This is a genomic window from Pseudomonas sp. AC355 (assembly GCF_979258205.1).
Genome location: NZ_OZ409843.1, coordinates 3812258 through 3830487 on the forward strand (window position 1 = coordinate 3812258; position 18230 = coordinate 3830487).

Sequence of the window (18230 nt, forward strand, 5' to 3'; positions counted from 1 at the left end):
AGAGCACCATGAAGGGGATGATCATTGGCGTTGCGCTGCTGGCATGCCTACCGCTGGTTAGCCAGGCTGCTGGCGAGGGAGGAGCGGGTGGCTTGGTTGGCAGTGAGGTAGAGACGCAGACAGCCCACTGGCTGCGGCTGCAGCGAGAAGGGCGCCTGGCGTCTTCCCATCCCCAGACATCGACACCCGCCGAGCGAGAGTTGGCGTTGCAGCGCTGGCTGGAGAGCCATAAGCACCCTATCCCGGAGTTCTTCGAGCAGGATGTAGGGGGGAAATTTGGTGAAGAATAAAACATTGGCTGAATAGTGTATCAATGTCGTTGTACGGACTTGTTGTCGGTGTGAAAGAGTCGTCAAAACTGCGGCGTCTGTATAAATTTCAAGAGAAACACTATACAAAACGCTTACAAAGTTTACCCATGGGAAGGATAGGACAGCGCCAGTTGTGTGCGGTTGTGCACGCGCGTCAGTCTCAATATCTGGGAGACATAAAGTTTTACGGTGTTTTCGGTAATGCCCAATTCGCAGGAGATCTGGTAATTAGTCATCCCTTTGGCGATCAATTGCGCGACCGCCAACTGCCTTCTCGATAGTTTGTCGAAAGGCTCGGGAATAACATCCGCTGCCACGGTCATTTGCGCGACGTTCTTTATTGGCGTTGGCAATAGGTCGCTGTGCATCTCGTGCAGCGATGCAGCCAGATCCTGAATGCGCTGACGAATCTGCTGTTCCTTGATTCGTTGCTCGACGCGCTCATGCAAGCGCTTCACGCTGGCCCCCAGCTCTTCCAGATCCACTGGTTTCTGGTAGTAGTCGGAAACCCCGGCGCGCAAGGCCAGGATGACGTCCTGCTTGTCGGTACTGCCGGTAAAGATAGCCGTTTCGTAGAGCCGCCCAGTGCGTGTAATACGGGCCAGCTCACCCACCAGTTGAACCCCGGTCAGCCCGGGCATGTGCATATCGCTGAGTACGATACCGATATGTTCATCCTGCTGGAACGCCTGTAATGCATCCTCTGCACAATGGCACGCCGTAACACCATAACCGAGTTGCTCGAGAAACTCCGCGAGCTCCTCGACAATGGCCGGTTCGTCGTCGACTATCATTATCCGTAAGGGATAGGAGCTTTCCATGCAAAGACTCTATAGGGAGACGGATGATTGATATTAGAAAATCAGGATAGCTATGCCCTAAGTTATAGTCAAAGCTATGCAGCCGAGGCTGTTGTGATTAACAGCGGTTATCAGTTTTTTGCTATGGGGCAGGTCGATATTTTTCGTTATGCTCCGCTGCAAGTTGCCGGGTTTATGACACCGTTTATTTGGCTATAAACCACAATGCTGTAAGTGCAAATCCCAAGCACAGAAAGGGTGCATAGGGGGGGGCTTTGGCGTTGGTTGTTCTTAGCGCGACCAGGCGTTTTGGAAGTGCCAGGCGGATATCAGGCCAGATGCGCACCAGCGTGACCCAGATGATCAGCACGAGGGCGGCACCGATCACACTGAACAGTACATGTGCGGCATCGCTGGCGGCACCCAGAGCCACGAGCATTTTCACGTCTGCAGCACCCATTTGCCTACTCAGGTAGCCGGGCAGCGACAGCAGGCACGCGATACCGATGGCCAGCACTACCACTGGCGGGCTGGCACCGGTCAGGCTGCTGCCTGACCACAGCAGGTAGGCCAGGGCGACGCAGAGACCGCCCAGGGTCAGCAGGTTGGCGATCTTGCGGTGTTGAGCGTCCTGAAACGCGCAGGCGCCAAGCCAGCAGAGCAATACGATATAGGCCATGGATGCGCTGGGTGTCCGGGTTCAGTAGGGGCGAGGTAGCCCGATCATATCGACGGATATTTCGATCCGTCTGCGGCGCTAATCATGGTAGGTGGGCCGGACAATGCAAGTATTCAAGGATTGGTTCAAGCGTGACCCCGAAGCGCAGGCGGCGCCGGAGGCGGCTGTTGCACCCGCAGCGGTTTCCGCCAATAGCCCGTGTCTGAATCTTTCCATCGACGCCCTCGGGCGCGTATTCGAGGTCTCCGGTAGTCTCTCGTACCGCCTGCCAATCGCGGTTTCCCAGGTGCTGCCGCTGGAGCAGTTGCTGCACGGTCAGAGTCGCTATCTGGTGACGGATCTGGCGGCCTTCGTGCAACAGATGCTCGATCTTTCCTTCGTCACCCGTGACGGCAGCATTCTGCATACCCGTGGCTGGCTCAAGGCTGAAGTGCAGGGCTGGTCGCTGCAGGCCTTCGAGATCGGCGACTTTCTGGCCCGCTTGCAAGCCTGCGAACAGCGTCTGCAGGTGTTCTCGCAAATCAGCAGCGTGGCGCAGAGCATACGGGGTGCCGACCGGGTCGAATTTCCCCGCCATGCCCACGAGTGGCTGGGCGCGATGGCCCAGGCCTTGCGGCTGGCCTGCACGGCGCTGGCCCTGCCGGACGCGCAGCGGGGCGGCTGGCAGATCGTCGGGCATTACCGCGACGCGCTGACGCCGGTGTTCTGGGAAGACGGTCAGCACCTGCCCCGCGAGTTGCAGCAGTACGCTGGCGACCAGCCCGTACAGTGGTTGCGAGGTGGCGTGGATGTCACCGAATGGCACGCCGCTGATTCTGTCTGGCTGGTGCCCTACGCCGATCATCAGGGTATCCGTGCCTGGCTGCTGTGCTCGCCTTACATCGCCCACCAGAGCATGCCCGAGCTCAATACCCGTGATTGGCTGGATCTGTTTTCCAATGTCGCCGCGCCTCTGTTGCAACGCCTCGATGAGCAGAGCCGGCGGGTGCACGTCGAGCGTGTAGATATCCTGCAGAATCTGCTCGGCACCGGCTGGTGGGAATACATGCCGCGCAGTGGGGCGTTTTTGCTGGCCCCCAGCCTGATGCAGCGCTTCGGCTTCGATCCGCGCCAGGCGGTGACCCTGGCTGACTGGCTGGAGCTGCTCAACCCGGCCGACCGCGACGAATTCCGCATCCGCCTGGGCGATGCCGAGATGAGCGGTCGTGCCTTCGAACAGGTGGTGCGTCTGCGTGACGCCGCCGAGGAGCTGTGCTGGTTCCGCATCCACACGCGGATCCTCAATGCCAACGGCCAGCGGCGCATCGTCGGCGCGGTGCTGGACATCAACGACATGAAGCTCAAGGAGGTCGAAGCCGATGCGGCGACCACGCGCCTGAAGAGCCTGGTCGCCAGCGCGCCGGCGCTGATCTACGTGAATCGCTATGAAGAGGGCGCCTTCGTGCCGGTGTTCTGCAGTGATAGCAGCAGCGCCCTGCTGGGCTGGACACTGGAGGATTTCGTGCAGCGCAGCATGGCCGACTTCATCCACCCCGATGACCGTGACATTTATTTCGCCCACACCCGCACGCTGCTCAGCCAGGGCGCCGCCAGTTGTCGCTACCGGCTGATCGACCGCGAGGGTCGCTACCACTGGCTGCAGGATGAAGCCAAGCTGCTGCGTGATGAGCGCGGTATTCCCGTGGAAGCGGTCGGCCTGTGCCTGGACGTGACCGAGGCCGCCCAGGCCGCCGAGCGGATTCGCGAGAGCGAGGAGCGCTATCGCATCCTGGTGGAAGACTCGCCGGCGATCATCTGCCGCTATCGGCCTGATCTCACGCTGGTCTACGCCAACCGACCGTTGGCGCAGTATCTGGGCATCCGTCAGGAAAACCTGCCGGGTACCAGCCTGGCGACCTATCTGTCGGCCCAAGAGCTGACCCAGTTCCGCGAGCGCCATCGGCAACTGACGCCCGCCGAGCCGGTCTCCACCGCACTGGTGCGCATGAACCTGCCGGGGCGTGAACATATCTGGTGGGTACTGGCCGAGCGTGCGGTGTTCGACGAGCACGGCAAACTGCTCGAAGTACAGGCCGTCGGGCGCGACGACACGGAATTGCAGAAGGCCCGGCAGATGCTCAACCAGAGCGCCAAGATGGCGGTGCTGGGCGAGATGGCCACCGGGCTGGCCCACGAGATCAACCAGCCGCTGAACGTCATGCGCATCGCCCTGACCAACACCTTGAAGGGTGTGGAAAACGGTTCTGCCAACCCCGATTATCTGAAGAACAAGCTGGGGCGCATCGAACAGCAGATCACCCGGGCGGCGAAGATCGTCAATCACATGCGCATCTTCGGGCGGCGCTCCGAGGTCGAGGACGATCTGTTCAGCCCCGACGAGGCCATCGAGGGCGCCCTGACGCTGATCCGCGAAGGTGAGCTCGCCCGCGACATCGACCTGACCCTCGACCTCTGCGGTTCTCCACAGGTGCGTGGGCATGCCGACCAGCTCGAGCAGGTCATCATCAACCTGCTGGTCAATGCCAAGGATGCACTGCTCAGCGCGCGGGAAAAACAGCCCGAACTGGAGCCACATATCCATCTGCGCAGCGAGCTCAGTGAGGATAAGGTGGTGGTGCAGGTTCAGGACAATGCGGGCGGTATCGACCCGCTGCTGCTGGATCGGGTCTTCGATCCGTTCTTCACCACCAAGCCGGTGGGCAAGGGCACTGGACTGGGGCTGTCGGTCAGCTACGGGCTGGTCAACCAGATGGGGGGCAAGCTCAGCGTGACCAATCAGGACGGCGGTGCCTGCTTCCGTATCGAGCTGCCGGTGGTCGCCACCTGACATGAGCGACTGGGTGGGTGCGTTGTACCGCTGTTGTGACGGTGTGCTGAGTGGCGATCAGACGCTGATCGAGCAACTGCGCGACGCGGGCTTCGACTGCCGTGAGGGCTGCTGGAGTTTCCATCTGCCGGCGCTGCATGCCTGGTTGGGCGAACAAGTGGTCATCCAAAGCGCGCTCGATTATCCGATCTTTCTGCAGCGCCTGTACGCCAGCGATCTCAACGGGCGCCTCGCCCAGCGGGGCGCGCAGATCGTCATTGCCGACAATCACGGCAAGGTCAGCGAGAGTCTGTATCGTCTGCAACGCCTGCCCTGAATAGGTGGCGATGGCTCTCGTGGTACAGCGCCGAATCGGCGAAGTCCTCGGCGCCCAATACCCTGCCGACCAGAATCAGCGCGGTGCGACGAAAGCCCTTGGCGCTGACCTTCTCTTCGATATCGGCGAGGGTGCCGAGCACCCAGTCCTGGTCCGGCCAGCTGGCGCGATGCACCACCGCGATCGGGCAACTGGCGCCATAGTGCGGCAGCAGCTCGCCGACGATCTTCGCCAGGTGCTGCACACCCAGGTGGATGGCCATGGTCGCGGCGTGCCGAGCCAGATCATGCAGCTGCTCGCCCTCGGGCATCGGTGATTTGCTGGCGTAGCGGGTGAGGATCAGTGTTTGCGAAACATCCGGCAGCGTCAGCTCGCTTTCCAGCAGGGCGGCGCAGGCTGCCGTCGCGGTGACCCCCGGGATGATCTCGAAAGGGATGCCCAGGGCGCGCAGATGACGAATCTGCTCACCGATGGCGCCGTACAGCGATGGATCACCGGAATGTACCCGTGCCACATTCTCGCCGCGCCCGTGGGCGGCGTGCAGCAGGGCGATGATTTCATCGAGATGCAGTTCGGCGGTGTTCACCACCAGGCTGGCCTGATGGCCTTCGAGCAGCGCTTCGGGCACCAGGGAACCGGCGTAGAGAATTACGGGGCAGGAACGAATCAGACGTTGGCCTTTCACGGTGATCAGCTCGGGGTCGCCGGGGCCGGCGCCGATGAAATAGACGGTCATGGGATTCCTGGGCTGCAAGCGGCAAATGGTGGAGGCCTGCTGCTGTAGGAGCCGCGACCCCGCGGCGAATGGCGTGAGCGATGCCGTTTCGCGGCGAGGCTGCAATTCTTTCGCGCCGAGGTCGACGCTCCTACAGTAACGGCGTTTCTAAGGTTCGATGTCTGCGATAGCCAGCGTGGCAGTGGCGCTCTTGCGCTTGGTTATCCACAGGCGTGCGGTTCGACCACCGAGGCGTTCGGCCAGGGCCAACGCGCTGGCTTCTGCAACGCTCGGGCTGCCGGTAACGTGCAGGGCAATAGCCGAGGTCTGGCTCAGGCGCTCATGGTAACCCGTCAGCGCATCCGCGGGCATGAAGCTGATGGGCAGGCCCAGATGCTCGGCCAACTGCAGCAATCCGGGCTCGTCAGCCTTGTGTTCGCTGCTGGCCAGGGCTGTCAGCTTGGCAGTGCTCGAGCCATGCTCGGCCAGCGTATCGTCGAGCAATGCCAGCAGCTCGCTCAGCGAACACCCGCGCCGGCAACCCAGGCCAGCGACGAGGGTAGGGCGCTCGTTCATTCTGCGTGTCGAGTGCGGTCATGGAACCAGGCGGCAGCCAGCCCCAGAGCAGCCCAGAACGCAGCGTTGGTGAGCAGCGAGGCAAGGATGAATTCGTGCTCCAGCGCTTCGGGTGCCAGGCTTTCATGCACCTCAGGCTGCGGTGCGCCAATCACATGGGGCAGCGCCAGAATCACCAGGCCCAGTATGCGCAGCATCCAGTTGCCGCCAAATGCCAGCAGCGCCAGGCCTGCAGCGGTCGAAGCAGCGGTGCCGATCCACCAGTACTGGCGCAGTAGCAGCTCGGCCGCGGCGGTACCTGGCAGCTCCGGCGGCAAGCCGCTCGAGGGCGCGAGCACGAAGGTGGCGAAACCGGCCAGCCCCCAGAGCAGGCCCTGCCAGGTTTTTTCGGGGGCGCGCAGGGTGAACAGGCCAGCGAGCATCAGTGCGAAGCCCACGCCCACCACCAGATTGCTCAAGCCTGTGGATAACAGCCGTTGCCAGCCGTCTTCGGGTGCCCAGGCTTCACCATCGTGGCCGTGACCGCCTGCGGCTTCATGGTCGTGAGCGGAGCTGGCGGTGTCGTGGTTATGTTCAATAATGGCGGCGGGCTCGGCGACTTCGAACGTTTCCGCGTGCAGGATCAGTGGGGTTACCCACAGGCTCTGCAACAAGGTCAGCACGATGGCGGCGAGCAGGCCGGCGAAGCCGGCAGTCTGGGCGATGCGCTTGATCATCATGGCGTCCTCAGTGGCACGGAAACGCGGCGCTATGCCGGGTATCGTGGGCGGCGTTATGCAGGGCTTCTACGTGGGAAAAGCCGGCGAAGAAGATCAGCACGGCGCCCAGAACGCAGCTGCCAACGGCGAGCAAGATACGTTGCGACAAGGGACGCGCAGAGGCGGTGGAATTCGAAAGGACGCTGCTGGACATGATCGTAGACCTCAGGGGTAAACGGCACAGCAGGACACGGCGAGACTGCCCGCACAGGCGGGCGATAGTCGGCGCGTGCCCGCCCACCGCGGGTTGCCAAACAGAGGATTCAGGCCGGTCTCCGGGCTCACGATGATCACTGGGCAGTGATAAGGATCGGCCTTCCCATGCTCTCGCACAGTGGCCAAAACGATCCTGACATTCGCTTACCGTTGCGGGGGCAGCGCCGGACTCGAACCGGCTTCCCGTTTCACCTCACGCACGGCGGCGTGAGACACCTGAAACAACTGCGCAAGAACACCATGAAGCGGCAGATGCGTCAATATGTTACGCCATTTGTGGGTAAGAGCTTGCGTGGTGCGTTGCCCGGAGGTCATTCAAGTACCCGATAGTTGAGATTGGATGATCTTGCTAACTGATCCCAATTAAAATTGTTAACGCACCTTGTTTTGCGATAATTTTCAGGAGGCTGATCGGAGATTGGCCATTACTATCAGCTTTTGATGGGTATATCAGGGATGAAATTTTTACCGTTCTTTTTCTGGCGCATTTGCGCCTTCCTTCTCGTAGCCCTGTCCAGTCCAGCGCTGCAGGCAACACCTGCCCATGGCTTGGAGATTCCAGGCTTTGGCCGCGCCATATCGATAGATGAAGCCAATGCATTTCTGGATCGGGGCCGACGGTTCTCCTACAGGGGAAAACAACTTCAACCGGTCGGTGACTGGTACCAGCGCAACAGCCGCTATTATCTGTTAGGTGATGACAGGACACTGCTGGCTGTGGGTACGGGTAAAGAGGTCTTGTCGTTCGAGTACTTCAAGACGGGTGCCCAGTTGATTAATATCCATGAAACGGGTGTACCGGTTGCAACTCCACTCAGCACGTTCACCATGCTGGGGTGGCCGCAGAGCAATCCCGACTTGCGGGTATTTCCTCAATTCGACCTGGCATTGTCCGCATCGACAGGTGAGCTGCGTAAATACTCCGTTGCGCCATATGGCGATGAGGGCCTGCTGTTGGTTTCTCCAGACCTCAGCCGTGCCGTGTCACGCAGTGCCTATGGGGCCGTCATTCTGATGGAGCCAGGTAAAGGGCTGATTGGCATGATCTGGCCCGACGAGAAGGCATTGGAAGAAGCCCGTCAGGAGGTTCGCCTTGAGGGGGGACGCCTAGACGCTACAGGCAGATATGATCGTGGTTCGCAGTTTGGTCTGTTCGAGCCTTATGCAAGGTACCAATGGACGAAAAAGAATTTTGAATGGTACCGCGTGGGCGCTCAATGGCATCTTCGAGGTTTGGGTAAAACTACGGAGCCAGAGCCAGTATCGACGGACTTTTATAAGTTCCTTCAGAACTATTATCAGAGCTTGGTCAAAAGTGGAAAGCCATTGCCCTGGCGAAACTTTCGCGCTGGCCATCCCGGTATAAAAGTGCTGCCTGTCGATGATTTGCGATTGATGCCACCCTGTAATTGTGGTGTGTATTATTATAGCGGTCATCAACTCCCATTGGCATTTTCCTTAGATCGGCCGCTTAAGTTGCTCGGTGTCAATGTCGAAGCGTTTGGGCTCTCAGGAAAAAAATTCCTGCCGCGTCTTTACACACGGATGGAAAGGAGTTCCATATTGTCTGCCATGACTCGTCACTTCGCTTCGCAGGGTTTGCGCATGGAGCCGCTTAATGAAGATCATCATATCGTCAGGGGTGGGGCGGTGAAGCTGTTCGTAAGAGTTTATCGGACCGCTGACCCCAATACTCAGGCTATCGATATAGCCAGTCGCGGCGCATTTGATTGTATGGAATGTTATGATGAGTGAATCAAAATTTCTTTTTCAACAAGTGTTCTTTGTAGTGTTGTTACTTCTTCTGGCGGGATGTCGCTCGCATGAATATACGCCGACGGTACCTAGCGTAGAATTCGATAAAGGTAAAAGTCTGGGCAGCTTAGAAGTGCAATATGACTATGCCAAAGACGATGCTCCTACTTTGAGTAGTGCCTTTCGCCGTAATGTGATCGATTCGGATATTGGCGTTGCAGGGACATATATATTTTTGGTGGCCTATCCAACTCTGAAAGTTGATGAAGATTATTCTTCGCTAGATTTAAAAGGTGAGGCGCTGGGGGATGGGGGGTGGCGATTTCTTATTCCCTCTAAGTCGGGCTGGAACGGGCCTCAGGATCTGAACCTGCGTTTTGCCAATGGCGATCTATTTTTATTTCGTTTTCTTAAGGGGCAAAGTTGTTTGAGTGAGTACTCACTCGATACACCGGGCAGAGAGGCGCTTCACATTAAAGTGAGTTTCAAAGAACAAGGTTGTCTGCTGCCGTGTTCGCCTTCGCAAAATGACCCCAATAGATGTTCTCATTTCTGGCGCTGAGCGTTCAGGTTTCCGGTTCTCCGGTGATTGTTCTGTATGCAGCGAATTTTCGTACAGAACTTTAGGGGGCTTGTGGTCTATACAGGTGACTGTGCTCGGCGTCGTACAGCGCCGATGACGAATGCGCCTGGGATTATCTCGAACGGAATGCGTAAGGGCGTGCAGTGCTGCCTCCCAAACGTATGGGCATTACTCGCCAGCGTGGCAAGGTTACCCACAGTCAGAACCTGCCGAATCAGGTTATGGATGAGCAGATTGAGTAGATGGGTAGATGTCCTGGGGGTAATCGCGCCGACCCAGCACAGACCAGCTTCCACTCTTGGTAGGCAGCGGCGTATTGGTCGTGGTTGCGGGCAGCATGAGCGGCACTCGTGTTATGCGGTAGCGTCGCTCATCATGACAGCTGTCAGCGGTCAATCGCGATTGACCGGCCGCTAAGGCCTGCGTAGCCTTCTCGTTTTCGAGGTTCTCCACTCGTGTGGAGCTAAGAGGGAACACGGCAAGCCGTGGCTGCCCCCGCAACTGTAAGCAGCGAGCGCATCGCCAATCGCCACTGGGAAACCGGGAAGGCCGGCTACGCGCCATGACCTGTGAGCCAGGAGACCTGCCTCGATAACGCTTTCGACAACCGGGCGGGGTGATCCGGTGGTGCTTGTGCGACAGCCCCGGCTGGCGCCTGCCATCTCATTGCCCGCTCGCCGTTCATTCAGACGCAGGGCCAATCATGAAAACGCTCGCCAAACTTCCAGTCACCATCGTCACCGGCTTTCTCGGTGCCGGTAAGACCACCTTGCTGCGGCACATGCTGGAAAACGCCGAGGGCCGCCGTATCGCGGTGATCGTCAACGAGTTCGGCGAACTGGGTATCGACGGTGAGATCCTCAAGCAATGCTCCATCGGCTGCACCGAGGAAGAAGCCAACGGCCGTGTCTTCGAACTGGCTAATGGCTGCCTGTGCTGCACCGTGCAGGAAGAGTTCTTCCCGGTGATGCGCGAGCTGGTGGCGCGTCGCGGCGACCTCGACCACATCCTGATCGAAACCAGCGGTCTGGCCTTGCCCAAGCCGTTGGTCCAAGCCTTCAACTGGCCGGAAATTCGCAACGCCTGCACCGTCGATGCGGTGATCACCGTGGTCGACAGCCCGGCAGTGGCTGCCGGCACTTTCGCTGCCTTCCCCGATCAGGTCGACGCCCAGCGCAAGCTCGATCCCAACCTCGATCACGAGTCGCCCCTGCACGAGCTGTTCGCCGACCAACTGGCGAGCGCCGATCTGGTCATCCTCAACAAGGCCGATCTACTCGATGCCGACGCGCTGGCTGCGGTGCGCGCCGAAGTCGGCGAAGAGCTGCCGCCAGCGGTCAAGGTGGTCGAAGCCCATGGGGGTTCGCTGCCGCTCAATGTGCTGCTGGGCCTGAACAGCGAGACAGAGCTGCACATCGAGGGTCGCAAGACTCACCACGACAATGAAGACGAAGACCACGATCACGACGAGTTCGACTCGTTCCACGTGGAACTACCGGAAGCCGATGAAGCCCGCCTGCTGGCCGCGCTGAAGGACGTCGTGGGCAAACATGGCATCCTGCGCATCAAGGGTTTCGTCGCCGTGCCGAACAAACCCATGCGTCTGCTTCTGCAAGGGGTCGGTCTGCGTTTCGACAAGCATTTCGACCGCGCCTGGAAGGCCGATGAGGCGCGGGTTACCCGCCTGATCGTGATCGGCCAGGAGCTCGACCACACGGCCATCGCGGCTGAGCTGAAAGCGGCTCTGGTATAACCATGATCGCCCGCAAGCGGGCGGTGCCTTAGGCGAGAATATGCACCTCCTGCGCACCCAGCCCGGCCAGTCGCTGCCGGCCGACAGCATCGCCGACCTCGGCCAGACCCCCGCCGAGCTGGTGGTGCTGTGCACCGGTGATTCGCACCTGTCGCTGCTGGCCGAGGTCGCTCGCCATCTGCCCGAGGATTATCCCAGCTTGCGGCTGGCCAGCCCGGCGCAGTTGGGCAATAACGCCTCGGTGGATTTCTACGTCGAAAAGGTGCTGCAACACGCCAAGGTCATCGTGATTTCCGTACACGGCGGCGTCAGCTATTGGCGCTATGGCATCCAGCGGCTAGTGGAGCTGGCGGGGCAGGGCAAGACACTGATTCTGGTGCCGGGCTGTGATAACCCCGACCCCGAGCTCACTGCGCTGGGCAACGTGACCGCCGAAGATGCCGAGCGGCTCTGGCAGTACCTGCGCCAGGGCGGTGTGGATAACGCGCGGCAGTTCTTCAACTGCATCGCCGACCGCTATATGGGCCGTGACTATGGCTGGCAGCCTCCCCGAGCGCTGCCGCGGGTTGGCCTGTATCACCCACGCGTGGGCAATGCGTCGCTGCAGGATTGGCGTGCCAGCTGGCAGCCGGACGCACCCGTCGCCGCGCTGCTGTTCTACCGCACCCATGTGCAGGCAGCCAACACCGCTTTCGTCGACACCTTCTGCCAGCGGCTGCAGGCTCAGGGCCTCAATCCGTTGCCCATCGCCGTGGCCAGCCTCAAGGAGGCGGCCTGCCTGGCGCAGGTCGAGGATTGGCTGGACGAAGCCGGCGTGAGCGTGATCCTCAACACCACCGGTTTCGCCCAATCCAACCCGGAGTCTCCCCAGGCAAGGCCGTTCCGTCGCGACGTGCCGGTGCTGCAGGCGCTTTGTGCGCTGGACAGCGAAGAGCAGTGGCAAGGCAACGCTCAGGGTCTCGGCCCCCGCGACCTGGCCATGCATATCGCGCTGCCGGAGCTGGACGGCCGACTGATCACCCGGCCGATCAGTTTCAAGGGCCTGGCCTGGCGTAGCGAGCGCAGCCAGAGCGATGTGGTCTGCTACCGCGCGCACTTGCCGGGCATGGATTTCGTCGCCGAACTGGCGCGGCGTTGGTGCGAACTGCAGCGCACGCCTGCAGCGCAAAAGCGCGTCGCCTTGGTGCTGGCCAACTACCCGACCCGCGACGGCCGCATCGGCAATGGTGTCGGCCTGGACACCCCAGCGGCGGCGCTGAATATTCTCCAGGCCTTGCAGCAGCAGGGTTACCCGGTCGATGCGTTGCCGGACAGCGGCACCGCGCTGATCCACCAGTTGCTCGGCGGCGTCACCAACGATCTCGACAGCCTCGACCTGCGGCCCTGCGCGCAGAGCCTGGCGCTGGATGACTATCGGAGTTTCTTCGCCGCCCTGCCCGAAGCCAATCGCCATGCGGTGCTGGAGCGCTGGGGCGTAGCGGAAAACGATCCGATGTTCCGCGATGGCCGGCTGATGATCGCCGGCCTGCGTTTCGGTCTGACCTTCGTCGGCATCCAGCCAGCGCGGGGTTATCAGGTGGATGCGGCGGCGGTCTACCACGACCCGGATCTGGTACCACCCCATGGTTACCTGGCCTTCTATTTCTGGATGCGCCAAGTCTTCGCTGCCCAGGCGGTGATCCATGTCGGTAAGCACGGCAATCTGGAATGGCTACCCGGCAAGAGCGTCGGCCTGTCCGAAAGCTGCTGGCCGACGGCAATCCTCGGCGCCCTGCCGAACATTTACCCCTTCATCGTCAATGATCCCGGTGAAGGCGCCCAGGCCAAGCGCCGTACCCAGGCGGTGATAATCGACCACCTGATGCCGCCGCTGACCCGTGCCGAGAGCTACGGCCCGCTGCGTGATCTGGAGCGGCTGGCTGACGAGTATTACGACGCCAGCCAGCTCGACCTGCGCCGCGCCAGTGAGCTGCGTGGCGAGATTCTGCAGAAGGTGCGCGAGGCCAGTCTGGATCGTGAACTGGGCCTGCAGCTCAATGACGACCCGGCCAGCTGGTTGCCGCAACTCGACGCCTACCTGTGCGACCTCAAGGAATCGCAGATTCGCGATGGCCTGCATGTGTTCGGCGAATCGCCGAGCGGCACGTTGCGCCGCGACACGCTGCTCGCTTTGCTGCGCATTCCTCGCGGCGATGGCCAGGGCGGCAACGCCAGCCTGCTGCGAGCCCTGGCCCATGATCTGGCCCTCGATTTCGATCCGCTCGATTGCGATATGGCCGCGCCATGGAGCGGGCCGCGTCCGGCAATATTGGTGAGCCTGAGTGATGAGCCGTGGCGCACTATGGGCGATACCCGGGAGCGACTGGAGCTGCTGGGATTACGACTGATTGAGGGAGCGGATTTCGAATCCGTTGGATCAAGCAGCGCCGCAGTGCTGCACAGCCTGCGCAGCCATATCGCGCCGTTGCTGGACGCCTGTGGCGATGCCGAGATGCACGGCCTGCTCTATGCCCTTGATGGTCGCTTCGTGCCCTCCGGCCCCAGCGGCGCACCCAGCCGAGGGCGGCTCGATGTACTGCCGACCGGGCGCAATTTCTATTCCGTGGACGTGCGCAATCTGCCTACGCCCACGGCCTGGCGCCTTGGCGTGCAGGCTGCCGACCGCCTGCTGGAACGTCACTTGCAGGATGAAGGCGACCACCTGCGCCAGCTCGGCCTGTCCGTGTGGGGCACCGCGACCATGCGCACCGGCGGCGACGATATCGCCCAGGCCATGGCCCTGATGGGCGTACGCCCGGTGTGGCAGGCCGGTAGCGGGCGGGTCGAGCGCTTCGACGTGCTGCCCCTCGAGCAGCTCGGTCGCCCGCGTGTCGACGTGACCTTGCGGGTGTCCGGGTTCTTCCGCGATGCCTTCGCCAACCTGATCCGCCTGTTCGACGACGCCGTGCAGGCGGTCGCCGATCTGGACGAGTCGCCGGACATGAACCCGCTGTCCGCGCGCGTCTGGCAGGAAGCCCTGGCGCTGCAGGATGGCGGGCTGGACGAACTCGAAGCGCGGCGCCAGGCCGGCTGGCGGATCTTCGGCTCCAAGCCCGGCGCCTATGGGGCCGGCGTGCAGAACGCCATCGAGGAGCGCCTCTGGGAAAGCCGCGCGGATCTTGCCGAGGTCTACCTGAACTGGGGCGGCTACGCCTACGGCAAAGGCAGCGAAGGTACGCCGGCGCGTGGCCAGTTCGCCGAGCGCCTGGAGCATCTGCAGGCGGTGCTGCACAACCAGGACAACCGCGAACACGACATCCTCGACTCCAACGACTATTACCAGTTTCAGGGCGGCATGCTGGCGGCGGTGGAAACCCTGCGTGGCGCCAAGGTGGCCAGCTACCACGGCGACAACAGTCAGCCCGATACGCCGCGCATCCGTACCCTCAAGCAGGAATTGGCCCGGGTGGTGCGCGCCCGTGCGGCCAACCCGAAGTGGATCGAGGGCATGAAGCGCCACGGCTACAAAGGTGCCTTCGAGCTGGCCGCAACCATCGACTACCTGTTCGCCTTCGACGCCACCAGCGAGCTGGTCGATGACCATCAGTACGCCCTGCTCACCGACGCCTACCTGATGGACAGAGGCACCCGCGACTTCATCCAGCAGCACAACCCCGGCGCCCTGCAGGACATCATCGAGCGCCTGCTCGAAGCCCAGCAGCGCGGCATGTGGCAGGAGACGGGCGACTATCGCGAAGCCTTGGAAAACCTGCTGCTCGACAGTGAAGAAAGCTGAGGTTTGTTGGCGCGTTGGCCGAAAGTGGCGGGAGCGGACATAGAGCGCTGCTGCTTTTGTGGGAGCGGCTTTAGCCGCGAGCTCGTTGTTTGCCTTGATAAAAAGCTCGCGGCTAAAGCCCCTCCTACAAGTTACGCGAACGGCTGCTTCTGCCTTGAAGCTACCTTCAGCGCTTTTTCGGTTTTTACAAGTCGCCTCGGTTGCCCTGGCCTGACCTTGGGTTTAGCCTACCCGTCCATTTCCCTCCGGAGTTTCGTCCAATGCGCCAGTAATGCCGTCGTGTCCGCACGACCTGTGATTGTCCGCCGCGGCCTTGTGCCTCGCGTTTTCACGGCATTGCCTGGAGTCATCCATGACGAACTCGTCTGTTATCGCGCTCGAGCGCGTGTCCTTTGATTTTTCCAACGGTCGGCCTCTGTTCGATGAGCTGAGCGAAACCTTCGATGCCCGGCATACCGGACTGGTGGGGCGCAACGGCGCTGGCAAGAGCGTGCTCGGCCGCCTGCTCGCGGGGCTGTTGCAGCCGACCGGCGGGCGTATCCTGCGGCAGGCTCAGGTTGCCTATCTGCCTCAGGAAATCGAAGTGCCTGAGGGTGCTCGGGTGGTCGACCTGACGGGCTTCGCTGCACCTTACGATGCGCTGTGCCGGGTGACTGACGGGCGCATGGGCGAAGACGATATCGAGTCGCTCGAAGGCCGCTGGGATATCGCCGAGCGCCTTCAAATCGCATTGCGTGAGCAGGGCCTTGACCATCTCTCGCTGCAAACCCCGGCTGCCATGCTCAGCGGCGGTGAGCGCACGCGGGTTGCGCTGCTCGGCGTGTTTCTCTGTGGCGCGGATATGCTGATCCTCGATGAGCCGAGCAATCATCTCGACCGCCGCAGCCGCCAGCACCTTTATCGACGCTTGCAGCAGTGGCCGGGTGGCTTGCTGGTGATCAGCCATGATCGCGAACTGCTCGAAGGCATGCAGCGCATCGTCGAGCTGGCGCCAGGCGGGTTGCGCGCCTACGGGGGCAATTACAGTGTCTATCGAGACTGTTTATTGCGCGAGCGCCAGGCCGCCCAGCGTACGTTGGAGCATGCCCGTACCGAGCGCAAACGGGGTGAGCGTGCCTTGCAGGCGCAGCAGCAACGTCAGCAACGGCGTACCGTCAGCGGGGCGCGTGAGGCGCGGGACAGCAACCAGGCGCAGATCCTCCTGGGTCAGCAGAAGAGCCGCAGCGAGGCCAACGCCGGGCGGCTGCAGCAGCGCCTGCAGGAGGCCCGTAGCGGACTCGAGGGAGCGGTGAGCGAAGCCGCGACGCGGGTCGACGAGAACCTGAAAATTCAGCTGCATGGCGGTGCTGCAACCCTGCCCGAGGGCAAGCGGGTGCTGAGTCTGCGTGGCGTGCAGGCGCCGTTCTCGGGCGCCACCCTGCCGGATATCGAACTGTTCGGCCCCCGTCGGCTCGCCATCACCGGGCCCAACGGTTGTGGCAAATCGAGCCTGCTGGCGATGCTCGCGGGGCGGCTTTCAGCCGTTGCGGGCGAGTGTCGGGTCGAGGTGCCTCTGGCCTATCTGGATCAACAGCTGTCCTGCCTGCAGGCGGCGCAGAGTGCGCTCGATCACCTGCGTCGCTGCAACCCCGAACTGCCCGAAGCCGTTGCCCGCACCCGTCTGATGCACCTGGGGCTCGATGCCCATCGGGCGCTGCTGCGCAGCGTACGGCTGAGTGGTGGTGAACGCCTCAAACTGGCGCTTGCCGGGGTCATCGATGGTCAATCGGCAGCGCCCCTGCTAGTGCTCGACGAGCCCGACAACCATATCGATCTCGACTCGCTGCTGGCCGTCGAAGCCATGCTGCGCGAATACCGCGGGGCGCTGATCGTGGTGTCTCACGACGCCCTGTTCATCGAGGCGTTGGCGATCACCGACCGCCTGCAGTGGACGACGCAGGGCTGGGAGTATCAAAGGGTCTGATCGATGAGCCGTCATTCGCTCGAGTCGAGCGCAGCGGCACCCGTGAGGCGTGCCCCCGGTATCGCTTCACTCAACGCCAGGCTACGGGGTCAAACCAGGTGGCGCATGCGCACGGCAGCGTCGATCAACATCCGTTCGGTACCGGTTCAGCCGAGGCAGCCGTCGGTGATCGACACGCCATAGCGCAACTCGCCGCCAAGGCTCTGGGCACCGTCGTACAGGTGGCTTTCGATCATCACTGCACGCAGGGCGCCGTCGCCTGCCAGGCGCTGGTCGAGCACGCTGCGCAGTACGTCGGGCTGGCGCAGCGGGTTCTTGCCGCTGTTGGCGTGGCTGCAGTCGACCATGATCCGCGGGGCGATGCCCTGGCGCTCCAGCTCGGCGCGGGCGGTGGCGACGCTGGCGGCGTCGTAGTTCGGCCCAGCGTGGCCGCCGCGTAGCACCAGGTGAGTGTCCGGGTTGCCGTGGGTCTGCACCAGCGCTGGCCGGCCGTGGCCATCGATACCGAAGTGCTGATGGGCATGGGCCGCCGAGCGCATGGCGTCGCAGGCGATGCCGAGGCTGCCGTCGGTGCCGTTCTTGAAGCCCACCGGCATCTCCAGACCACTGACCAGTTCACGATGCACCTGGGATTCACTGGTGCGTGCGCCAATCGCGGCCCAGCCGAGCAGGTCGTCGAAGTAGCCGGCCACCAGCGGCTGCAGGATTTCGCTGGCCAGTGGCAGGCCGAGCTCTAGCAGGCGCAGCATCAATTTTCGCGAACGACGCAGGCCTTCGGCCATGTCGCCGCTACCATCCAGCGCCGGGTCGTAGACCAGGCCCTTCCAGCCTACCGTGGTACGCGGTTTTTCGACGTAGGCGCGCATCACCAGCAGCAGACGATCACCCACTCGCTGGCTGAGGGCGGCCAGGCGCTCGGCGTATTCGAGTACGGCAGCGTCGTCGTGCAGGGAGCAGGGGCCGACCACCACCAGCAGACGCGGGTCATGACCATCGAGAATGGCGCGGATCGAGTGGCGCTGTTGCTGCACCTGGCGGGCGAGGGCGGCGGAGAGTGGTAGCTCTTCGCGCAACTGGGTGGCGCTGGGCAAGGGCGAGGTCTGGCGGCGGGTCTTGGTGTCGACCAGATGCAAATCGGCGGATTTGGCGGTGGAGCGGGAATTGACGGCTACGGACATGGTGGTTTCCTCGGCCGGCGCGGAC

15 protein-coding genes and 2 riboswitches are annotated in these 18230 nt (G+C 62.0%); of the genes, 8 read left to right on the top strand and 7 right to left on the bottom strand.

Annotated features, from left to right (window positions below; genetic code table 11):
• Positions 1-8: 8 nt before the first annotated feature.
• The gene (locus tag ACZ0AI_RS17875; RefSeq protein WP_463563022.1) at positions 9-290 is read left to right on the top strand and encodes a DUF3613 domain-containing protein; all 282 of its coding nucleotides are present in this window, start codon (positions 9-11) and stop codon (positions 288-290) included.
• A 122-nt stretch (positions 291-412) separates the two neighbouring features.
• Here the strand turns inward: ACZ0AI_RS17875 and ACZ0AI_RS17880 are convergent, their stop codons facing one another.
• Both ACZ0AI_RS17880 and ACZ0AI_RS17885 read right to left on the bottom strand, forming a co-directional pair.
• Positions 413-1132, bottom strand: coding sequence for a response regulator transcription factor (locus ACZ0AI_RS17880; RefSeq protein WP_463563023.1), 720 nt, complete (start codon positions 1130-1132; stop codon positions 413-415).
• A 184-nt stretch (positions 1133-1316) separates the two neighbouring features.
• A complete protein-coding gene (locus ACZ0AI_RS17885; RefSeq protein WP_463563024.1) occupies positions 1317-1790 on the bottom strand; it encodes a prepilin peptidase in 474 nt (157 codons plus the stop codon).
• A gap of 103 nt (positions 1791-1893) precedes the next feature.
• Here ACZ0AI_RS17885 and ACZ0AI_RS17890 point away from each other — a divergent pair, with 103 nt between their 5' ends.
• Positions 1894-4617 carry a PAS domain-containing sensor histidine kinase gene (locus ACZ0AI_RS17890; protein ID WP_463563025.1) on the top strand — a complete coding sequence of 908 codons (2724 nt, stop codon included), beginning with the start codon at positions 1894-1896 and terminating at the stop codon, positions 4615-4617.
• Position 4618: 1 nt separating this feature from the next.
• Positions 4619-4933, top strand: a complete 315-nt coding sequence (locus ACZ0AI_RS17895) for a hypothetical protein (RefSeq protein ID WP_463563026.1) — start codon at positions 4619-4621, stop codon at positions 4931-4933.
• On the opposite strand, the gene cobM is transcribed toward ACZ0AI_RS17895, so the two are convergent.
• The 4 genes from cobM to ACZ0AI_RS17915 all read right to left on the bottom strand — a co-directional run bounded on the left by cobM (position 4896) and on the right by ACZ0AI_RS17915 (position 7136).
• Positions 4896-5669, bottom strand: coding sequence for a precorrin-4 C(11)-methyltransferase (cobM, locus tag ACZ0AI_RS17900; protein ID WP_463563027.1), 774 nt, complete (start codon positions 5667-5669; stop codon positions 4896-4898). The two genes, ACZ0AI_RS17895 and cobM, sit on opposite strands and share 38 nt — an antisense overlap.
• A gap of 147 nt (positions 5670-5816) precedes the next feature.
• Positions 5817-6224 carry a cobalamin biosynthesis protein gene (locus ACZ0AI_RS17905; protein WP_463563028.1) on the bottom strand — a complete coding sequence of 136 codons (408 nt, stop codon included), beginning with the start codon at positions 6222-6224 and terminating at the stop codon, positions 5817-5819.
• Positions 6221-6940 carry a CbtA family protein gene (locus tag ACZ0AI_RS17910; protein WP_463565966.1) on the bottom strand — a complete coding sequence of 240 codons (720 nt, stop codon included), beginning with the start codon at positions 6938-6940 and terminating at the stop codon, positions 6221-6223. The genes ACZ0AI_RS17905 and ACZ0AI_RS17910 overlap by 4 nt, the downstream gene beginning before the upstream one ends.
• Positions 6941-6950: 10 nt before the next feature.
• Positions 6951-7136: a CbtB domain-containing protein gene (locus ACZ0AI_RS17915; RefSeq protein ID WP_463563029.1), complete on the bottom strand. Its 186-nt coding sequence runs from the start codon at positions 7134-7136 to the stop codon at positions 6951-6953.
• A 95-nt stretch (positions 7137-7231) separates the two neighbouring features.
• A riboswitch (cobalamin riboswitch) is annotated at positions 7232-7433 on the bottom strand.
• 221 nt (positions 7434-7654) lie between these two features.
• On the opposite strand from ACZ0AI_RS17915, the gene ACZ0AI_RS17920 reads away from it, so the two are divergent.
• From ACZ0AI_RS17920 to ACZ0AI_RS17940, 5 genes are all read left to right on the top strand, one after another.
• The gene (locus ACZ0AI_RS17920) at positions 7655-8953 is read left to right on the top strand and encodes a hypothetical protein (protein WP_463563030.1); all 1299 of its coding nucleotides are present in this window, start codon (positions 7655-7657) and stop codon (positions 8951-8953) included.
• Positions 8946-9515 (top strand): hypothetical protein, encoded by a 570-nt coding sequence (locus ACZ0AI_RS17925; protein ID WP_463563031.1) that lies wholly within the window; start codon positions 8946-8948, stop codon positions 9513-9515. The genes ACZ0AI_RS17920 and ACZ0AI_RS17925 overlap by 8 nt, the downstream gene beginning before the upstream one ends.
• Positions 9516-9961: 446 nt before the next feature.
• Positions 9962-10141, top strand: a riboswitch (cobalamin riboswitch).
• Positions 10142-10239: 98 nt separating this feature from the next.
• Positions 10240-11289: a cobalamin biosynthesis protein CobW gene (cobW, locus tag ACZ0AI_RS17930; protein WP_463563032.1), complete on the top strand. Its 1050-nt coding sequence runs from the start codon at positions 10240-10242 to the stop codon at positions 11287-11289.
• A gap of 40 nt (positions 11290-11329) precedes the next feature.
• Positions 11330-15064 (top strand): cobaltochelatase subunit CobN, encoded by a 3735-nt coding sequence (gene cobN / locus ACZ0AI_RS17935; RefSeq protein ID WP_463563033.1) that lies wholly within the window; start codon positions 11330-11332, stop codon positions 15062-15064.
• Positions 15065-15416: 352 nt separating this feature from the next.
• A complete protein-coding gene (locus ACZ0AI_RS17940) occupies positions 15417-17027 on the top strand; it encodes an ATP-binding cassette domain-containing protein (RefSeq protein ID WP_463563034.1) in 1611 nt (536 codons plus the stop codon).
• A 146-nt stretch (positions 17028-17173) separates the two neighbouring features.
• Here ACZ0AI_RS17940 and ACZ0AI_RS17945 read toward each other — a convergent pair whose 3' ends face one another.
• Positions 17174-18205 (bottom strand): 3-deoxy-7-phosphoheptulonate synthase, encoded by a 1032-nt coding sequence (locus tag ACZ0AI_RS17945; RefSeq protein WP_463570053.1) that lies wholly within the window; start codon positions 18203-18205, stop codon positions 17174-17176.
• Positions 18206-18230: the final 25 nt, after the last annotated feature.

What these genes read in the sequence shown, in the direction of transcription:
- ACZ0AI_RS17895 (WP_463563026.1), top strand. Translation starts at nt 4,619, where the DNA reads ATGAGCGACTGGGTGGGTGCGTTGTACCGCTGTTGTGACGGTGTGCTG.
- ACZ0AI_RS17910 (WP_463565966.1), bottom strand. Translation starts at nt 6,940, where the DNA reads ATGATCAAGCGCATCGCCCAGACTGCCGGCTTCGCCGGCCTGCTCGCC.
- ACZ0AI_RS17885 (WP_463563024.1), bottom strand. Translation starts at nt 1,790, where the DNA reads ATGGCCTATATCGTATTGCTCTGCTGGCTTGGCGCCTGCGCGTTTCAG.
- ACZ0AI_RS17880 (WP_463563023.1), bottom strand. Translation starts at nt 1,132, where the DNA reads ATGGAAAGCTCCTATCCCTTACGGATAATGATAGTCGACGACGAACCG.
- cobN (WP_463563033.1), top strand. Translation starts at nt 11,330, where the DNA reads ATGCACCTCCTGCGCACCCAGCCCGGCCAGTCGCTGCCGGCCGACAGC.
- ACZ0AI_RS17905 (WP_463563028.1), bottom strand. Translation starts at nt 6,224, where the DNA reads ATGAACGAGCGCCCTACCCTCGTCGCTGGCCTGGGTTGCCGGCGCGGG.
- ACZ0AI_RS17925 (WP_463563031.1), top strand. Translation starts at nt 8,946, where the DNA reads ATGAGTGAATCAAAATTTCTTTTTCAACAAGTGTTCTTTGTAGTGTTG.
- cobM (WP_463563027.1), bottom strand. Translation starts at nt 5,669, where the DNA reads ATGACCGTCTATTTCATCGGCGCCGGCCCCGGCGACCCCGAGCTGATC.
- cobW (WP_463563032.1), top strand. Translation starts at nt 10,240, where the DNA reads ATGAAAACGCTCGCCAAACTTCCAGTCACCATCGTCACCGGCTTTCTC.
- ACZ0AI_RS17875 (WP_463563022.1), top strand. Translation starts at nt 9, where the DNA reads ATGAAGGGGATGATCATTGGCGTTGCGCTGCTGGCATGCCTACCGCTG.
- ACZ0AI_RS17945 (WP_463570053.1), bottom strand. Translation starts at nt 18,205, where the DNA reads ATGTCCGTAGCCGTCAATTCCCGCTCCACCGCCAAATCCGCCGATTTG.
- ACZ0AI_RS17920 (WP_463563030.1), top strand. Translation starts at nt 7,655, where the DNA reads ATGAAATTTTTACCGTTCTTTTTCTGGCGCATTTGCGCCTTCCTTCTC.
- ACZ0AI_RS17890 (WP_463563025.1), top strand. Translation starts at nt 1,894, where the DNA reads ATGCAAGTATTCAAGGATTGGTTCAAGCGTGACCCCGAAGCGCAGGCG.
- ACZ0AI_RS17915 (WP_463563029.1), bottom strand. Translation starts at nt 7,136, where the DNA reads ATGTCCAGCAGCGTCCTTTCGAATTCCACCGCCTCTGCGCGTCCCTTG.
- ACZ0AI_RS17940 (WP_463563034.1), top strand. Translation starts at nt 15,417, where the DNA reads ATGACGAACTCGTCTGTTATCGCGCTCGAGCGCGTGTCCTTTGATTTT.